This window comes from Paenibacillus spongiae, assembly GCF_024734895.1.
Lineage (GTDB): Bacteria > Bacillota > Bacilli > Paenibacillales > Paenibacillaceae > Paenibacillus_Z > Paenibacillus_Z spongiae.
Map to the genome: position 1 here is coordinate 2788457 of NZ_CP091430.1, position 17727 is coordinate 2806183.

The following is a 17727-nucleotide window of genomic DNA, read 5'->3' on the forward strand; positions in this document are numbered from 1 at the left end:
GAAGAAAATCCTCCGCAGCCCGTACCTTCATCAGGCTGCCGAGTCAAGGCTGCGCATGAAGCAGGTCCAGAATTCGATTCGTCGTCGCTTCGGCGGACTCCAGTCCGAGCCAGAACAAACCCATCTCGATATCCATTTCTTCCATGAGATCGAAGTCCGCGAATACCTCCGACAAGAAATAGCTGTTCTCGAATCTTTCGTTGGCGATATGGAGCGAATCGAGCGTCGGTTTGTCCCACATGCGAGCATTGACCGCTTGCTGGACCGAGAGAAAGCGCCGATCCCTGCTTATTGCCTCCTGAAGCGAATCGCCGAGCGTAAATTGGAGAAACTGCAGCGCAAGTTCCCGGTCGCCGCAGTCTGCGGGAACCATGAAAGCATTCGCGATGATCAGCGTCGATTTGTTATCCCCGAATGGAAGCGCGGCAACCTGGGGCTCGAAATCCATCCCTTCGTTCAGCCAGCCGGCCAGCTCAATGGAGGTGGTGAGCACCATCCCTGCCTTCCCGTGAATGAATCCTTCCGACGAAGGGCGGTGGATGGGAGACAGCTTGGCGATCCGGTAGCGGTACAGCAGATCATGAAGAAAGGTCAGCGTTCTTAAGACAGCCTGGCGGTCGGCCGCTCCTTCAAAGCTGACGCCGTTCTGCAGGGCGAACACCGTCCACCGGCTGAAGGCAGAGGACAGGGATAGTCCGTATTGATCCGTGATGCCGTCTCCATCCGTATCGACGGTCAGCTTCTGTGCTGCCCGGATGAAATCTTCCCGGGTCCAGTCCGGCTTCGGAGCGGATAATCCATACTTCTCGAATAGCCCCGGATTATAAGCCAAATACACGGGCGAGAAGGTAACCGGGGCAGCGATGATCGAATCCTCGCGGCGAAAGGCGTTCATAATCCGGGGATATTGCTTGGCGAAGCTGCTTGCGAGCGGTTCTCGCAGATCGAGGAATGACTCGGGATGTTCAACCTCGAAGCACTGCCGGTCGGATATGAAGATAAGGTCAGGCTGAAGACCCAGCTCCGTGCTTGCCTGAACCGAATCCCAGAAATCGAGGACAGGCAGGCTTAAATATTTCACTTCGATCTGGGGATTCTCCAGCTCATAGGCTTGAATCATCATCTGCATGCAGTGATCCGCAAAGTATGAAGGGGCAGTGCCCACGATGCGAAGCGTCCGGCGAGGGTTGTGCGGAACCAGAACATCGGGGGAGACGATCGTGCCTTGTCCCATTTTCTTCACGATCAGGCCTTCCTGCAGCAATCGGTCCAATGACTTGCGGACCGAGGTACGGCTCATTCCGTAATGCTTGCACAGCTCATTCTCGGATAACAGATATTGGCCGGGCTTGATGTAGCCCGATAAGATTTGTTCGCGTAAAATATTCGCTAATTTGGAATACCGGAATTCGTTCTCTCTTCTCATTCTTCATTCATCCAATCACGCTAGTAGTCGTTGAATCCATGAATTGAACAAAACCCGCCGTGCATGCATACTGTTCGGACGAACGGTTAGCCGCACCGCATACATCGTTCCTATTATATAGCAGCTCGCTGGACGATAAAAGTACAAGTATGATACCTATTACGGACCGACCGCGGAACAATCCCGGTACGCGAAAGGATGAAGCATGAAATGAGAATGGCTCATGTTGGCGTTCTGCTCGACCGAAAGGCCGCAGAGCGCCGTTGGCAATACGGACTGAACTCGTTTGAATACTATATGGAAGAAGTGCTGCGGCATGCAGGAGTTCCGTTCGAACGTCTGGAACATATCGAACTCCTCCCCGAGCGTTCCTACGATATCGTCATTGCGGCACTCGCTCCCAACGATGCGGCTGCGGCTTCCCTGCTGTGGTCATACGCCGAACAGGGGGGAACTGTTATCGCCTGTGCCGGACTGAATGCGATGGCCGCAAGGCTCGGTGCCGTTCCGCACCGGTCGTCCGGCCCGGGTTATGCGTCGTTCGTGGATTGGCGAGCCATCCCGGTTCGTTATTCGCAAGCGGCACCATGGAAGACGGAACCCGGCAATCCCAATTTGATTCAAGAAACCGGCATGCTGATGAAGGATCATCCTGCGGGAGCCGCTCAGGGACCGGCACGGCAGACGTTCCGGATCGGCAAGGGGCTGCTGGAACGATGGGCCATCGATATATGCGGCACGATCGTTGAACTGCAGCAGGGGACGGGTCCGGTATTGGACGACGGTGAACCGGCACCGGATGGAACGGCGGCGGTTAACGAAGGGATATTGAAGGCCGATGACCGGATTGCGATGGATTGGGAGCACGACAGGCTTCTGACGGAAACAGGTTCGCCATACTTCGCTTATCCCTACGCCGATTATTGGCGTGATCTGTTCATCGGACATCTGCTGCAGTCGGTCCTGTCTCTGGAGCTGACGCTGCCTGTCGTAGGCTGCTGGCCAGATGGCATAGAACGGGTCGCCATGATATCCCATGACAGCGACCTTAATCAGGATATCCATGCCGAGTCGGCGCTGGAGCAGCTGGGCGAATGCGGCATCCGCTCCACCTGGTGCATGATTGAGCCGGGTTATTCTCCGGGCATTTATGACCTTGTGAAGGCGGCCGGCCATGAGCTTGCCTTCCATTACAATGCGCTGGATGAGCAGAACGGGAGGTGGGCAGAGGACGAGTTCGAGAGACAGCTCGACTGGCTGAAGCAAGCGGCTAACCTGCCAGCCGTTACCTCGAACAAGAATCACTACACCCGTTTCGAAGGCTGGGGGGAGCTGTTCGAATGGTGCGAGAAGGGCGGCGTGCAGAGCGATCAGACAAGAGGTCCGAGCAAGAAAGGGAATGTCGGATTTATATTCGGAACGTGCCGTCCTTACTTTCCGATCGCCTGGGCGGGAGAGAACAACCGGATGTACGATGTGCTCGAAATCGGATTTCTGACGCAGGATCTGGATTTGACGACACAATGGTCGGACAGCAGCGTAATCAACCCTTTCCTGGATGAGGTCGCCCGGATGAACGGTGTCGCTCACTTTCTGTTTCACCAGGTTCATATTCACAACTCGGCGTCCGTGCGCGCTGCTCTGCGGCGGGTGGTAGAGGAAGCGCGGAGCCGCGGCTTCACCTTCTGGACCGGGGAGCAAATCAACCGTTGGGAGCGCAGCCGGCGCAACATATCGCTTGACATGGCAGCGGACGGTACGGTCATCGTATCAGGGGAAGCGCCGGAAGGCGCAGTCATATGGATACCGGTTCCTGATGGATATGAACCGTCTGAAGACGAGGAGCTGGCTGATCAATACGGCGTGTCTTGCCGTAAGGAGTCGGCGTCAGGACGGGTCAAGCAAGCTTGAGAGTTCCCTGCGAAGCAGGGAGATGGGCTCCGGAGGAGCGCTGGCGGTCTGCGCAGAAAGAACTGCGACCGGAAGACCTTCTATTCTGCTGAGCAGATGATGCGACCGGACCTTGGCAGCGACAGCGACTCCGGCCGGCTGGCGATATCGGCTCGAATCACGGCTCGAATCTCGACATGCCCCTGCCGGTCAGTCTGTATTAACGGGCCGGGACACGCATGAGATCGTGGAAGGGATAATCAAAGTATGGAAGTCTGCCGTTTCCTTGATTGCCGCAGAGGACGCTATGATGAAGCGAAAGTAGTGCGAGTAGCCGCCGCGTAGGCGGGGAAATGTTCCAAATCGCTGCCGCCGGCGGATAATTTCATCCGTTGGGGCGGCGATTTTGTGTTAGAATGAGTAAAACCTCATTCGGCCGACAAAGGAATGCTCAACGATGATGAAGCTGCGATTCACTTCCCTATGGCGAAAGCTGCGACTGCCTTATAAGCTTGGACTCGTCTATACGCCTCTTATCCTTCTTCCTGCGCTCGCAGGGATCTACTATGTCACCGACAGCTATACCGTCGCTTCCAAAACGAGCACGGCCAAGTATGCGACGGATTTACTCAGCCTCATGGGGCAAAAAATCGACGATCGCATGCGCAGCTACCAGCTGCTCAGCAAACAAATTATGACCGACGGCGACCTCATCAGGGCCATTCAATCCGATCCGGTCTCGAGCTATGAACGGTTCCGGCTGGAAGGGATCATTAACGAGAAGCTTAATGTCTTATGGCTGGGCGCCGATCAGAACGAGTACATCCGATCGATTATAGTGGAAACGCCTTCAAGCCTGTTTACGTACGGAAAATCGGATTACGGACACTACGGTGTTGACGATAGCGGGTACCGAAGTCAGGTCCGGGAAATGAAAGGGGCCGCCCGCTGGTTTGAACCGGAAATCTATGATGACGGTTACAATGCCGTACATGCTTTCCGTCTTGGCCGAACGATCCGGGATGCCAAGCTGAATGAGCTCGGCACGCTAACGATTGTGATTCAAGTGGAAGCGTTTGCGGATATTTTCAGCCAGACCCACTTTCAAGAAGACGCCGCGCTCAAGCTGCTCTCGGAGTACGGCACCGTACTTGTCGATAACGGTGTCGAGATCGGTCCGGGGGAGAAGCAGCTGCTGTCCTTCTCGGAGGACAAGCTTCAGAACGGATGGAAGCTGTCCGCGCAGCTCCCCCTCCAGAATCTGTATGAGCCGATCTACAATAACGTCCGGCTGGCCGTCTATTTCGTCTTTGTATGCATCGCATTGGGCCTGATTGTGACCCATCTGCTGGCATTGGATTTGGTCATACCGATCCGGCGATTGATGATGAACATGAAGCTGGGAATCAAGGGCGTCCGACCCGGCCAATTGAAGCACTTCAAAGGTGCCGTGGAGGTCGTGGAGATGAACGATACGTTCATCTCGGTCATGTATGAAATCGAGCATCTGATCGAAGAAGTCGCCAAGCAGGAGAAGAAGAAGAAGGATGCCGAAATTCGGGTGCTGCAGAATCAGCTGTCACCGCATTTCTTATACAATACGTTGAATTCGATCCGTTGGATGGCGATGATTCAGAAGCAGGACAACATCAAGGAGATGGTAGATTCGCTAAATCAGCTGCTGACCTATGCGCTTCGAAGGTCGGGAGATCCCGTTACGTTAGCGGATGAAATCGCCATCCTGCATAATTATGCGGCGATCCAAAAGGTGCGCTATCAGCATTTTGGCTTCGCGACGACGATTCCGTCCTCGCTGGAGAATGTGCTTGTGCTTAAGTTCATGCTTCAGCCGCTGATCGAGAATGCGCTGATCCACGGTTTGTCGCCATCCGATCATCCCGGCGAAATTCGAATCGAGGCTTGGGAGGAAGACGGAAAACTGATGATCGCAGTAAACGATAACGGGATCGGCATGACGCCGGACCGATTGAAGGAAGTGACGGGCGGATTAGTAAATCCGGAGCAGCACTTTGGACTGCACAGCGTTCATGAACGGATTCAGCTTCATTACGGACGGCATTATGGGCTGACGATAGAGAGTGAAGCGGACATCGGCACAAGGATTACGGTGATGGTTCCGCTGACTCGGGCAGAAGAAAGCGGGGGGAAAACATACCATGCGTAAAGTTATGATCGTCGATGACGAGTCGCTCGTCCGGATCGGGCTGCAGTCGATTATCGAATGGGAGCCGCGCGGCTATCTGATTGCCGGCGTATTTAAGAACGGAGAGGAAGCGCTTGCTGCCGCAAGGCTGCAGAGCTTCGATGTCGTGCTGACGGATATCCGGATGCCCGGCATGGACGGGCTGGCCCTAATCAGGGAGCTGAAGCTGCTCGACCCGCAGCTCAAATTTATCATTCTGAGCAGTTATAACGATTTCGATTATATGCGTCAGGCTATTCAATTGGGCGTGAAGGACTATATTTCGAAGTATGAAATGGAACCGGAGGAACTGCTGCGGGTGCTCGATTCGCTTCAATTTACCGAACCGTCTTCGTCCGCAGGCGAATCCGTCAAGGAAAACTTGCCTGTGCAAGGGGCAGTGGAGAGGCTGCTGGAAGAGAAGCGGCAGCTGCTGAAACAGACCGCCGGGGAAAGGTTCGGCGCTTCAGAGACGAACTTCCCGGCGATCCGCAGCCGGTTTGGGCAGCAGGGTGAAACGGTCAGATGGATTTGCCTCCGCCCTGTTCCAAGAGAGAGCGGGTATTCGCAAGCCGAGCAGAAGGCCATGACGCTGCAAGCTGAAGAGATATTCCGCCGATTAAAGCATATGGAGTTTATCGGAGAGGACGCAGGCTGCATTCACGGCATAGGTGTTATTGCGGAGGAAGCGGCTCCAGCAGAAGGCTTGCGGGAAATGCGGCAGATGGCGGAGGAGCTGACGGCGGCCTGGGCCAAAAATCTGAATATCGGACTAATCGCGGGCATCAGCTCAAGCTCGCATCTTGCCCATATCGGACAGCTGAGACTAGAGGCGGAGGAAGCGGCATCGCTTTCTTTCTATCAAGGCGCCGGCATCTATGTCAGAGACGAATACGAGCTTGCCATGATTGCCGATCAAGATTGGCTGGAATGGTATAAGCATGTCAAGAGCCGGATTCAACACCTGCGCTTCAAGGAGCTGATCGATGAGCTCGATGACCGTATCGATCGAACGGGAACCCGGTTCTATCCTTCGGAATGGCTCCGTCTGGGTGAAACCGTCGCCGTACAGCTAACGGACCTGCTAATTGAACGTTACGATCTGGATGTCGACCGGATCCGCAGCCGGTTCGGCTCCTTGTGGCCGCTTCCGGCTGCGGTCAAGCGTGCCCGCAGCCGTACCGAATTTATGGCGGTATTGCATGAGTTGACAGCCAAGACTCAGGATACGGTCTCCGCGATGCAAGTAAGCCGGGGATGGGTGCTCCAGGTCAAGAAACACGTGGAGAGCTCATATGGAGAGCCGATCCGATTGGAGGATATGGCGGAGAAGGTAAATTTCAGCCCCAATCACTTCAGCCAGCGGTTTCGCCAGGAGACCGGGGAGGCATTCTCGGACTATGTAGTGCGGATCCGGATCCGCGAAGCCATACGCATGTATCGCGAGACAGACTTTTCGACCGATGAAATCGCGGTAAGGGTCGGTTATACCAATCCGAATTACTTTATTAAAGTATTCAAGAAGGTGACCGGACAGACGGTCAAACAATTCAAGCAGCGCTTCTAGGTCGTAAGGATTGGAATGAGGATCGTAAGATATGGAACATGGGCCCGGAAGACAGCGATGTCTTCCATTTCTTTTGGCATCTTTTCCATACCATCCTGCATGGGTCTCTCGGAGGATATCGCTTACAATGGTATTGATCGCGATCGCAAGTGGATGTTAACGACTGTGAATATTGGAGGGGTTATGTGTGAAGCTGCGAAGATTCGTACTCATACTGGCGCTTGTCGCCATGTTCGGAGCGCTGCTGCAGGGCTGCGGCGGCGGCAATAACGGAAATACCGGCACGAAGGAGCCGGCCGGGAACGCGGACAACAAGGGCGGCACGGGCGATAAGCAAGTCACGCTCAAGGTTTGGGGCGATCTGGGCAACCAGGGAACGCTTGAAGAGTCGTTCAAAAAGATAAATGCGGCTTTCCAAGACAAGCATCCGAACATTAAGCTCGAATATGACTTTGCGCAGAACGATCAAAGCTTGAACGTCGCTCTGCAGGCAAACGAGCTGCCGGATCTGTTCTGGGTGCAGGGCGACAAAACATCGAAGATGAGCGAAATGGTCAAGAACGGATTCATCAAAGATTTGACCTCGTACAACATGGATCTGTCCCGGTTCTCCGACGCCGAGAAGGCATACTGCACGATCGACGGCAAGCTGTATTGCTCGCTTCCATCGTTCTTCGATACGAACGTTGTGTATTACAACAAGGATCTGTTCGATAAGAACGGCATTCAAGCCCCGGCTAACTGGGACGAATTCGTCCAAGGGCTCGATAAGCTGAAGGCTGCAGGCGTTACGCCGATCGCGCTGGCCGGCAAGAGCGAATGGGACCGCGCATGGCCGATCTTCGCCCTGGCACCTGCCTTGTCCAATGAAGCGCTTGTCAAAGCGCAGAAAGGCGAAGGCAAGCTGACCGATCCGGCGATTGCGGAGATGCTGCAAACGTTCCGCGATTTCACGGATAAAGGCTACTTCGGCAAAGACTTCCTGGCACAGGATTACGCGGCTGCGCAGCTGGCCTTCACGAACGGCAAAGCTGCCGCCATCATCGACGGGACATGGGCGAATGCGACGTATGTCGATTCCGGCCTGAACCTCGGCCGCTTCCCGATTCCGAACAAGGAAGGCAAGAAGATCGTACAATCCAGCTACAGCAACTTCATGACATATGCGATCTCGAATGATTCCAAGCATCCGGATGAAGCGGTCAAATATTTGGAATTCCTGAATTCGCTGGAAGCCCAGCAAATCTTGGAAGATTCCGTAGGACTGGTACCGACGATTAAAGACATCACGCCAAAGGACGAAGGCATTAAAGAGCTGGCCGTATTCGACGAAGCCGGCGTGAACATCTACTCGGTGCTGACGGCGCTCTCCACACCGGAATCCAATACCGCCGACATCCTGATGAAGGATGTTATTCCGAAGCTGATGACTTCGGCCACGACGGGCGAGGAAGCAGCAGCCGTCCTCGACAAGGCGGCTAACTACCCGGCGAAATAAACAGCTGAAGCAGATTATGAAGGAACGGTCAAGAGACGCGATGCTGACGTCGCTTGGCCGTTTCGACTAGCAAAGAGGTGCATGAGGTTGACTTGGATGAGAAAACGACCGTTTCTGTGGTTTATATTGCCTGGATTTGTCTTGTATACCCTTTTTTCCGTCTATCCGATCTTTTCGGCGCTGCAAATCAGCTTTAACCGGTGGGATGGGATCGGCGAGAAAACGTTCGTGGGGTTCGACAACTATATCGAGCTGTTTACGAATAAAGAGCTGTTCGGCCAGCTAACCGGCGCGTTCCGCAACAGTGTTACGCTGTTTCTGCTCAATGCGCTGGCCGTCCTTCCGGCCCAGCTGTATATGGCCTACCTGCTCTACAGCGGAATACGGGGGCACCGCTTCTTCCAAGCGATGATCTTCTCCCCGCAATTTATTGCTACGCCGGTGATCGTGTTCATGGGCACGCTGATCTTCGACGGCAATATCGGCGTCTTTAACAAGCTGCTGGAGACAGTAGGGCTGGAGGCATGGACCCGGCCATGGCTCGGTTTGCCGGAGCTGGGGATCTTCGTCGTATGGGTGATGGTCGCCTGGTCGGGGATCGGAGTCGGCATGATCTTCTTCCTGGGCGCCATGAAGATGATCTCGCACGAAGTCATGGAAGCCGCCTATTTGGAGGGCGCGTCTTACTGGCGCAGATTCTTCAGCATCGTACTGCCGCAAATTAAAACAACGGTCTTGAATATGCTCATTCTGACCTATATTTTCGCCATGACGATGTTCGATTTCAGCTTTATATTGGGCGGCGTTTCCGGCGGCATCAACCGCAGCGTCGACGTGATGGCCTTGTTCTTCTACCGGATCGCTTTCGGAGATAACAGCGCCGTCGGGGGAACCATGAATGTGAATGCAATGGGAATGGGTACGACGATAGCCTGCGTGATGTTCGCCGTAATCTTTATCGTGGCGCTTATCCAGGTGGTTCTCACCTACCGCCGGACGGAGGACTGAACATGAATTTGAGACCGAAGAGAACTTATGTAAGCTCGACTATCTTATGGGTTTATTCATCATTTACTTTATTCCTGCTTGCCTATATGACCTATCAGGCGTTCCGTTCCAAGAAGGAGCTGCTGTCGAATACGTTCGGCTTGCCGGATACGTTTAATTTCGCCAATTATAAGAAGCTGTTCGTCGAGGCGGACTTTCTGCAGTATTTTCTAAACAGCACCTGGATTCTGGTCGCGACGCTCATCATCGTGATCCTGCTCGCTTCGACGGTTGCATACGGTATCGGACGCTATCAATTCCGTCTGAAAAGCGTCGTATTGCTCTACTTCTTGATCGGACTTATGTTCCCGGTTCAGCTCGGAATCGTGCCGATCTTCCTGCTTATCCGCGACATGGGGCTGCTGAACTCCCAGTGGGGGGTTGTGCTCGTGCTGGGATCGGGCTTGTCGCTTCCGGTGTTTCTGCTGACCACCTTCTTCGAGAAGCTGCCGAAGGACTTATATGAATCAGCCAAAATCGACGGAGCAAGCGAATGGACCACCTTCTTACGGGTGATGTTCCCGCTGGCTAGCCCGGTTATATACAGCATCTGCATCATTATGTCGGTTCAAATATGGAATCAATTCTTCGTTCCGCTTATTATGCTGCAGAGCGACAGCAACAGGACGATTCCGCTCATGATTATGAAATTCACGAACAATCTGATGTTTAACCTAGATCTGGCTATGGCTGGTTCGGTGATGGCGACGGTGCCGATTCTCATCCTGTTCTTCATCTTCTCCGGCAAGGTGCTCGAAGGGGTCGCATCCGGCGGCGTAAAAGGATAAGAAAGTCTTCGCATCTAACGTGGTTCACGATGCAATGAAGCATGTAGCTCGGTTCACCACCGAAGGAATGTTTATGTACGAATGGAGGAGCAGATTTGGAATTATTAACGGCAGGGCGGCTGCGTACCGAATATTTGGACGATCCGCTGGGGATCGATTCGGCCGCCCCACGATTAGGCTGGATCGCGCTTGCGGACCGGCGCGGTGCGAAGCAGACCGCTTACCGGCTCTTGGTTGCGACCAGCATAGAGCTGCTTGATCGTGACGAAGGAAACCTGTGGGACAGCGGGAGGGTAGCTTCTGAAGAATCGCAGCATATTGCCTATGAAGGCTTGGAGCTTGTATCCGGTCAACTTGCATATTGGAAAGTACGGCTGTGGGATGAAGTCGGCAACGCCGGAAATTGGAGCGGCACAGCATGGTGGTCGATGGGGCTTCTCGAGCGCGATCAATGGCAGGGCCAATGGATCGGATGGAAGAACGACCATAAGCCGACGAAGGAGCAGCCGAAGCCTTCGATCTATTTGAGGCGCGGCTTCCAAGTAGGAAAGGGCGTGAAGCGGGCAACCGCATATGCGACCGCTCTTGGGTTATACCGGCTGTACTTGAACGGGCGCCGTGTCGGCAGCGATGTGTTCTCGCCGGAGTGGACCGATTATCATGTCCGGACTCAGTATCAGACCTATGATGTGACCGGCCTTCTGGAAGAAGGCGATAATGCTGCGGGAGCCATATTGGGGCAAGGCTGGTATGCCGGTTATATCGGGATGTACGGATACCAGAAGTACGGCATGGATCCGTCGTTCCTGCTGCAGCTGAACATCGAATATGAGGACGGAACGACCGACCGTCTCATGACCGACGGCGATTGGAAAGCTTCGCACGGGCCGATCGTATCGTCGGATCTGCAGATGGGCGAGACCATCGATGCCCGCAAGGAGATGCCGGGCTGGAATATACAGTCCTTCGACGACTCGTCCTGGACTCCGGTCGATATCATGTACGATTACCGCGGATGGCTCGTTTCGCAGATGTCCCGCACGATCCGGGTGACGGAACGGCGGCAGCCTGCCGAAATCCGGCCGCTCCCGGATGGAAGGGTCATCATCGACATGGGACAGAATATGGCGGGCTGGATTGCCGTAACGCTGACCGGCGAGGCCGGTGCGCGATGTACGTTCAGATTCGGCGAAGTGCTGGACGACAGCGGGCAGCTGTATACGGATAATCTGCGCCTGGCCCGGCAGACCGATACGTATGTTTGCAAGGGAGGAGAGGAAGAAACCTTCGAACCGTCGTTCACCTATCATGGATTTCGTTATGTGGAAGCGAGCGGAACCGGATTTGCGATTAAATCGGTTACGGGTATCGTCGTTCATTCCGATTTGCCTATGACCGGCGAGCTGGAAACGTCGAACCCGCTCGTTAATCAGCTGATCTCCAACATCCGCTGGACCCAGCGCGCGAACTTCATGAGCGTGCCGACCGACTGCCCGCAGCGGGACGAACGGCATGGATGGACAGGCGACGCGCAGATTTTCGCTTCCACCGCGGCTTATAATATGGATGTCGCGGCCTTCTTCGCGAAGTGGCTCGTCGATCTGGAAGACGCGCAGCAGCCGACGGGCGCGTTTACGGATTTTGCCCCGTTCATCTTCGGGCCGAAGACCGAATTCGATAATGATTTTACGTATACGCATACGGCATCGTCCGGCTGGGCCGACGCTCCGATTATCGTGGCTTGGTCGATGTATGAAACTTATGGCGACAAGAAGATTTTGAGCAAGCATTACGAAGCGATGAAGAAGTGGGTGGCGTTCAACTGGAGGCAGTTCCCGGACGGTATCCGCCGAGACGTTCCACAATACGGGGATTGGCTATCGGTGAACGAGAGGCCCTTCGACGAGGTTATCGCCGAATTCGGCCGGATGGTGAGCCACCATTCGACGACGCCCTATGATATTTTCTCCACCGCCTACATGGCCTTTAATGCGAAGCTGCTGTCGGATATAGCCGGGGTGCTTGGCAAGAAGGAAGACAGCGAATTATACGCGGGCCGATTTGCCGCAATCCGGAAGTCGTTCATTGAGCATTTCGTCGATGAGCAGGGCCATATCAAGGGGGATACGCAAACGGCCTATGCAATGGCCCTCGAGATGGATTTGCTGCCGGAACAATTGCGTCCTATCGTCCTCGAGCGTCTGGTCTCCAAGATCGAGCAGGCTGGGGACATGGCGACAACCGGCTTTCACGGTACCAAGTTTCTCATGAGCGTCCTGACGAAGAACGGTCATGAGGCGCTTGCCTACCGGCTGCTCCTGCGGGAATCGTATCCGTCCTGGCTGTATTCGGTCAACCAAGGAGCGACAACGATCTGGGAACGGTGGGATGGCTGGACGAAGGAAGGCGGCTTCCAGGACCCCGGGATGAACTCGTTCTCGCACTTCGCCTTCGGTTCGGTTGGGGAATGGCTGTACCGGAATGCCGGAGGCATCGGCCGCGATCCTTCCGAGCCGGGCTACCGCAAGCTTCTCATTCGTCCGCGGATCCGAGGAGGGTTAACCTCGGCACGCTGCAGCTATGATTCCCTGTACGGCCTTGTCAAGACGGATTGGAAGCTCGTAAACGGAGAACTTCATCTCGGCATAACCGTACCGGCGAATGTGTCGGCAACGGTATACGTCCCATCGGTAGAAGGCTCGGATGTGCTGGAGGTCGCTTCCCCGGCTGCCGCTGCAAAGGATGTCGAGCTGCTGGGCCGCGAGGACGGCTGCTGCGTTTACCGCATCGGATCGGGGAGATACTGTTTCATTTCCGTTTATTGAGTTGAGATGAAGATGTCGCCCAGACAGGTAGAACCTGATTTCGCTTCGCGCGGAATCAGGTTTTTATTTTTTATTTGATGGAGAGGGGAACTAATTGGCCGAAGGCATTGTCTAATCAATGGAGGTGATGATGTTGGAGCTGAAGCCGGAGGAATCCCATTGGAAGCACTTAACGAACCTGGACGCGGGGCTCTTGCGAAGCCTGATGGAGCAATACGGGCAGGATGTGTGGAGCTTGGCTTATATATTGACGAAGCGTCATGATTTGGCTGATGACGTCGCGCAGGATGTGTTCTTGAACGCATACCGGAATATTCAATCATTTCGCGGCGAATCCGCCATTAAGACATGGCTGCTCTCCATGACGCGCAATACGGCGATCAATTATACGCGCACGGCTTTTATGCGGCGGGTGACGCTTACGGCCTGGATCACAAGCAAAGCGACGAGCCCCTCGGCGGAGCATGAAGCGATGGAACTGGAGCTGTCGGACGACATCTGGCGAACGGTCCTGAAGCTGCCGCTGAAATTTAGAGAGGTGCTTATTCTGCACGGCAAGTATGATTTATCGGTCAAGGAAATAGCGGAAACGCTCGGAATCTCGGAAGGCACGGTAAAGTCCCGATTGTCGCGCGCACGCCATAAGGTATCGGCTTACTGGAAGGAGGAAACCGCATATGAACGACTTTGAACCGGAATGGTACGCGAAGCTGAAGTCCGGTCCGCATAAGCAGCGAACATTCACCGCCGCCAAGATGCAGGCAATCGAGAAGGAGGCGTCAAGGATAACCGGCAAGCAAGGCAGGAAGAAGCTGCGCTGGATCCCCGCTGCGTGCGCATGCATCGCTGTTAGTATCGTTGTTATGGGCCTACTGCCGCAGGGGTCATACACGGGTTGGATTCGGAGCCTGATCGATCGCACTTCCGAGCCTATGGTACCGACGAAGCCGGAACCGGCACCGACGCCTGAGCCGCCCGTGGACGACCCGCAGCCGGAGGATGATGCTCCGCTGACGGGATATCTCAAGGATCAGCTGCCGTTCAACACGGAAAGCACTGCCTTAACATTATCGGTGCACGATAGTTTGAACAATAAGGACATTGAGATCCCTTCCGAAAGGCAGTATGTGATCCTGCAGAACTTTAATTGGCTGGAGCTGGAGAAATCCAAAGCCGCTGAACTGGATTCCGCCGCGGACGGCCTCCGTTCGGATCGGAGCGTTACGATTCGTATTCAGGAGAACGACGAAACCTATGAAATCCCATACTGGCCGAATACGAATACATTCGAATGGCGGGGCTCTCACTTCTATGCGGACAGTCAGGTGCTTCGAATGATGAGCGGGCTGCTTGAGCCGGATTCCCAGCTTGGCCGGATCGATCGGATCGAAGAGCAAGCGCGTATGGAGATGGAGCAGCATGGGGCGGTCAATCACGAAACCGTTTATAAGAGCGACCGCTTAGAGGTGAACGGCAAGGATATCAACGGCTGGGAATCTGAACTAATGAAGCAGCAGACCGGACGCCAGAGCGGCTTGAAGTATTATGACGACAGCTTGCGGAAGATCGCCGATGTCCGGGAAATGAACGAGGATATCATTGCGTTCGGTGGCGCGGTGTTCTTCTACAGTGACCGATATGCAACGAAGGGCGGGGTTAAGGTTGGCTTAACGCAGGCCGAAGTGCTTGATAAGCTGGGCGAACCCAACAGCAAGACGACGAGCAAGTGGAGCTACCGGATCGGCGATTATTTGAAATTCCATCTCTACTTCGATCAGGGCAAGGTTGTTTATATCTCGCTGCTGTTGCCGTTATAATCGGAATTGAGATGCAATTGGAAAGACAGGCTAAAGTGAAGGCCTGTCTTTTTTTGCGTTTTTGTGTATTCTTTTTAGTAGTACATTGAAGGAATTGTGACCGGAGCAGGAAAAACGAATAGCCGGGGCGAAATGGATTTAAGTGTGAATCGTTATGGATTGCCCGCTTTCGAATACGAGAGGGTCCGAATCCGAAAGTCCCTTAGCAGGGACGCTGTCGAAAGTAGAGATGAACCTGCTTCACGATAATAATGGATCAAATTAAAAAGGAGAATCGATCATGAGTTCATTCAAATTTTCATTAAATGCTTCTACGCTGTTTCCATTCAAGCTGTCCGTACTGGATCAAATACGGATCGCCGGCGAGGCCGGCTACGACGGCATCGAGCTGTGGGTAGGCGATATCCAGCAATTCTTGAAGAGCGGCGGCACGCCCGAGCAGTTGAGAACCGAATTGCGGAAAGCCCGGGTTGTATTTGCCAATGCCATCGCATTCTTCAAATGGGCGGATGCCGACGCGGATGTGAGAGAAGAGGGATTCCGACAGGCGGAGGAAGAGATGCGCATGCTCAAGGATCTTGGCTGCCTGGCTGTCGCCGCACCTCCTTTCGGTCAAGTGAAGGACGTCTCTATCGAATCGATGGGCGACGCTTACCATAGACTGGTTCAGCTTGGCCGTTCGATCGGAATCGAGCCCTATCTCGAATTCTGGGGCAGAGCGGAGCAGCTGTCCACGCTGGAGACCGCGCTGGCAGTCGCCGAAGCAAGCGGCATCCGCGATTCGCAAATTCTGTTAGATCCCTTCCACATGTATACGGGAGGCACCGAATGGACCTCATTGGAGCAATTAACGGGGAACCGGATCGGCATCGTCCATATCAATGACTATCCGGAGATTCCATCCAGGGCGGATATCGCCGACCGTGACCGGCTATTCCCCGGCGATGGCATCGCTCCTCTGGAACGCCTTAGAGACCTATTGGAACAGGCTAATTACAGCGGTTATTTGTCTCTGGAGCTCTTCATCGAGGACTATCAAGGACAGAGCGCCTTGGAGGTCGCCATACACGGATATCGGAAGATGGCCGATATCTTCAGAAAGAATAGGTGAATGAATCCATGAGCCATAACGCTGGGCAAGATTTGCCGGATCAGCCTCCCGCTACCCAGCTTGTCATGATCAGAGAGGATTTAGCGTCCATTCCGCACCTGGAGCTCCCTGACGGTTATCATGCGCGCAGCCTTCGGGCGGGTACGACCGATGAACAGGGCTGGGAGCATATCATACGCGAATCGTTCGGCTTGAAGGATATTTCCTTTAAGAAGCATATGGAAGCCGATGAGCCTTACAAGCCGGAGCGCGTCTTATTCATCTGCGACGAGGCGGGTGTGTCCGCTGCTACGGCATCGGCATGGTATAGGCCGCAATGGAATGAGGATACCGGTTATCTGCATATGGTCGGCATTGTTCCGGAGCAAGGCGGGAAGAAGCTGGGATATTATGCGAGCCTTGCCGCCCTGCACCAGATGCTTCGTGAGGGCAGAACGCGTGCCGTTCTGAATACGGATGATTTTCGCGTTGCGGCGGTCAAGACCTATCTGAACCTGGGGTTCCTTCCGCAGCTGGATGCTCCCGATCATCTGGAACGCTGGAGCAAGCTTGCCACACTCCTTAACCGTCGCTTAATAGCAGTGGATCCTTCGGGAAACGAAGTCGTGCTTGATCCATCGGAGTCGGTTGAATAGCGTTGTTTTTCTGTAAGATCTCTTTGACCATTTTTATCAGCCAGCCGGTCAACATAAATTTTTGTCGATTGAGAAACAATATGCCGGTTGAATGAATTTGATTTCGAAGGGAAGCGGACATGATGAGCAATGTAAAATTGGCAATTGTGTATTATAGCATGACGGGGACGAACTACAAGCTGGCGCAGATGGCAGCCGAAGGCGCTGCGCAGTTCGGTGCCGAAGCGAAAATTTTCAAGGTCCCGGAGCTGGCGCCGGAAGCTGTTATTGCCTCAAATCCGGCTTGGAAGGCTCACGTCGATGCGACCGCGAACGTGCCTGCTGTTACGACGGACGACATCGTTTGGGCGGATGCGATCATTTTCAGCACGCCGACGCGGTTCGGCAATATGGCTTCTCAGATGAAGCAGTTTCTCGATACAACCGGCGGCATCTGGTTCCAAGGCAAGACAGTTAATAAAGTGGTGACCGCGATGACTTCCGCGCAGAATGCGCACGGCGGGCAAGAGGCGACGATACTCTCGTTATACACGTCGATGTATCATTGGGGGGCGATCGTCGTAGCGCCGGGCTATACCGATAATTCGATCTATTCAGCAGGCGGCAACCCGTACGGGACCAGCGTTTCCGTCGATCAAGACGGTAACTTGAAGGAAGATGTGAAGGGAGCCGTCATTCACCAAACCAAACGGTTGCTTTCCGTTGCAGAGATGGTGAAGAAAGGTCAGTAATACCGTGATATTAAGCACGGTTATACCCGATAAAGGCCGTCAGCCAAGAGCTGACGGCCTTTTTGCCATGATGGGAACGTATACGTTCTACTCTAATCTGATCATATTCAGGGGAAGAAACTTAACGAATTCACTGAGGACGGGAAAAGCCAATATAGTCGCTAATAGTCGCTATTAAAACCGGTGAGA

13 protein-coding genes are annotated in these 17727 nt (G+C 54.2%); 12 read left to right on the forward strand and 1 reads right to left on the reverse strand.

What is annotated here, in order from left to right:
- Positions 1–43: 43 nt before the first annotated feature.
- A complete protein-coding gene (locus L1F29_RS12960) occupies positions 44–1426 on the reverse strand; it encodes an extracellular solute-binding protein (RefSeq protein ID WP_258388712.1) in 1383 nt (460 codons plus the stop codon).
- Between the two features lie 210 nt (positions 1427–1636).
- Here L1F29_RS12960 and L1F29_RS12965 point away from each other — a divergent pair, with 210 nt between their 5' ends.
- From L1F29_RS12965 to wrbA, 12 genes are all read left to right on the forward strand, one after another.
- Positions 1637–3337, forward strand: a complete 1701-nt coding sequence (locus L1F29_RS12965; RefSeq protein WP_258388713.1) for a polysaccharide deacetylase family protein — start codon at positions 1637–1639, stop codon at positions 3335–3337.
- 436 nt (positions 3338–3773) lie between these two features.
- Entirely contained in the window at positions 3774–5501 is a 1728-nt protein-coding gene (locus L1F29_RS12970; protein WP_258388714.1) for a sensor histidine kinase, read from the forward strand.
- Positions 5494–7086 carry a response regulator gene (locus L1F29_RS12975; protein ID WP_258388715.1) on the forward strand — a complete coding sequence of 531 codons (1593 nt, stop codon included), beginning with the start codon at positions 5494–5496 and terminating at the stop codon, positions 7084–7086. The genes L1F29_RS12970 and L1F29_RS12975 overlap by 8 nt, the downstream gene beginning before the upstream one ends.
- Positions 7087–7273: 187 nt before the next feature.
- Positions 7274–8584 carry an ABC transporter substrate-binding protein gene (locus L1F29_RS12980; RefSeq protein ID WP_258388716.1) on the forward strand — a complete coding sequence of 437 codons (1311 nt, stop codon included), beginning with the start codon at positions 7274–7276 and terminating at the stop codon, positions 8582–8584.
- A 96-nt stretch (positions 8585–8680) separates the two neighbouring features.
- The gene (locus tag L1F29_RS12985; protein ID WP_258388717.1) at positions 8681–9592 is read left to right on the forward strand and encodes a carbohydrate ABC transporter permease; all 912 of its coding nucleotides are present in this window, start codon (positions 8681–8683) and stop codon (positions 9590–9592) included.
- A gap of 2 nt (positions 9593–9594) precedes the next feature.
- A complete protein-coding gene (locus L1F29_RS12990) occupies positions 9595–10419 on the forward strand; it encodes a carbohydrate ABC transporter permease (protein WP_258388718.1) in 825 nt (274 codons plus the stop codon).
- A 95-nt stretch (positions 10420–10514) separates the two neighbouring features.
- Positions 10515–13244: a glycoside hydrolase family 78 protein gene (locus L1F29_RS12995; protein WP_258388719.1), complete on the forward strand. Its 2730-nt coding sequence runs from the start codon at positions 10515–10517 to the stop codon at positions 13242–13244.
- A 130-nt stretch (positions 13245–13374) separates the two neighbouring features.
- On the forward strand, positions 13375–13935 hold the full coding sequence (locus tag L1F29_RS13000; protein ID WP_258388720.1) for an RNA polymerase sigma factor: 561 nt from the start codon (positions 13375–13377) through the stop codon (positions 13933–13935).
- The gene (locus L1F29_RS13005) at positions 13922–15061 is read left to right on the forward strand and encodes a DUF2845 domain-containing protein (protein WP_258388721.1); all 1140 of its coding nucleotides are present in this window, start codon (positions 13922–13924) and stop codon (positions 15059–15061) included. The genes L1F29_RS13000 and L1F29_RS13005 overlap by 14 nt, the downstream gene beginning before the upstream one ends.
- Before the next feature lie 280 nt (positions 15062–15341).
- Entirely contained in the window at positions 15342–16172 is an 831-nt protein-coding gene (locus tag L1F29_RS13010) for a sugar phosphate isomerase/epimerase family protein (RefSeq protein ID WP_258388722.1), read from the forward strand.
- A gap of 8 nt (positions 16173–16180) precedes the next feature.
- Positions 16181–16807 (forward strand): GNAT family N-acetyltransferase, encoded by a 627-nt coding sequence (locus L1F29_RS13015; RefSeq protein ID WP_258388723.1) that lies wholly within the window; start codon positions 16181–16183, stop codon positions 16805–16807.
- Between the two features lie 122 nt (positions 16808–16929).
- Positions 16930–17538, forward strand: a complete 609-nt coding sequence (gene wrbA, locus L1F29_RS13020) for an NAD(P)H:quinone oxidoreductase type IV (protein ID WP_258388724.1) — start codon at positions 16930–16932, stop codon at positions 17536–17538.
- Positions 17539–17727: the final 189 nt, after the last annotated feature.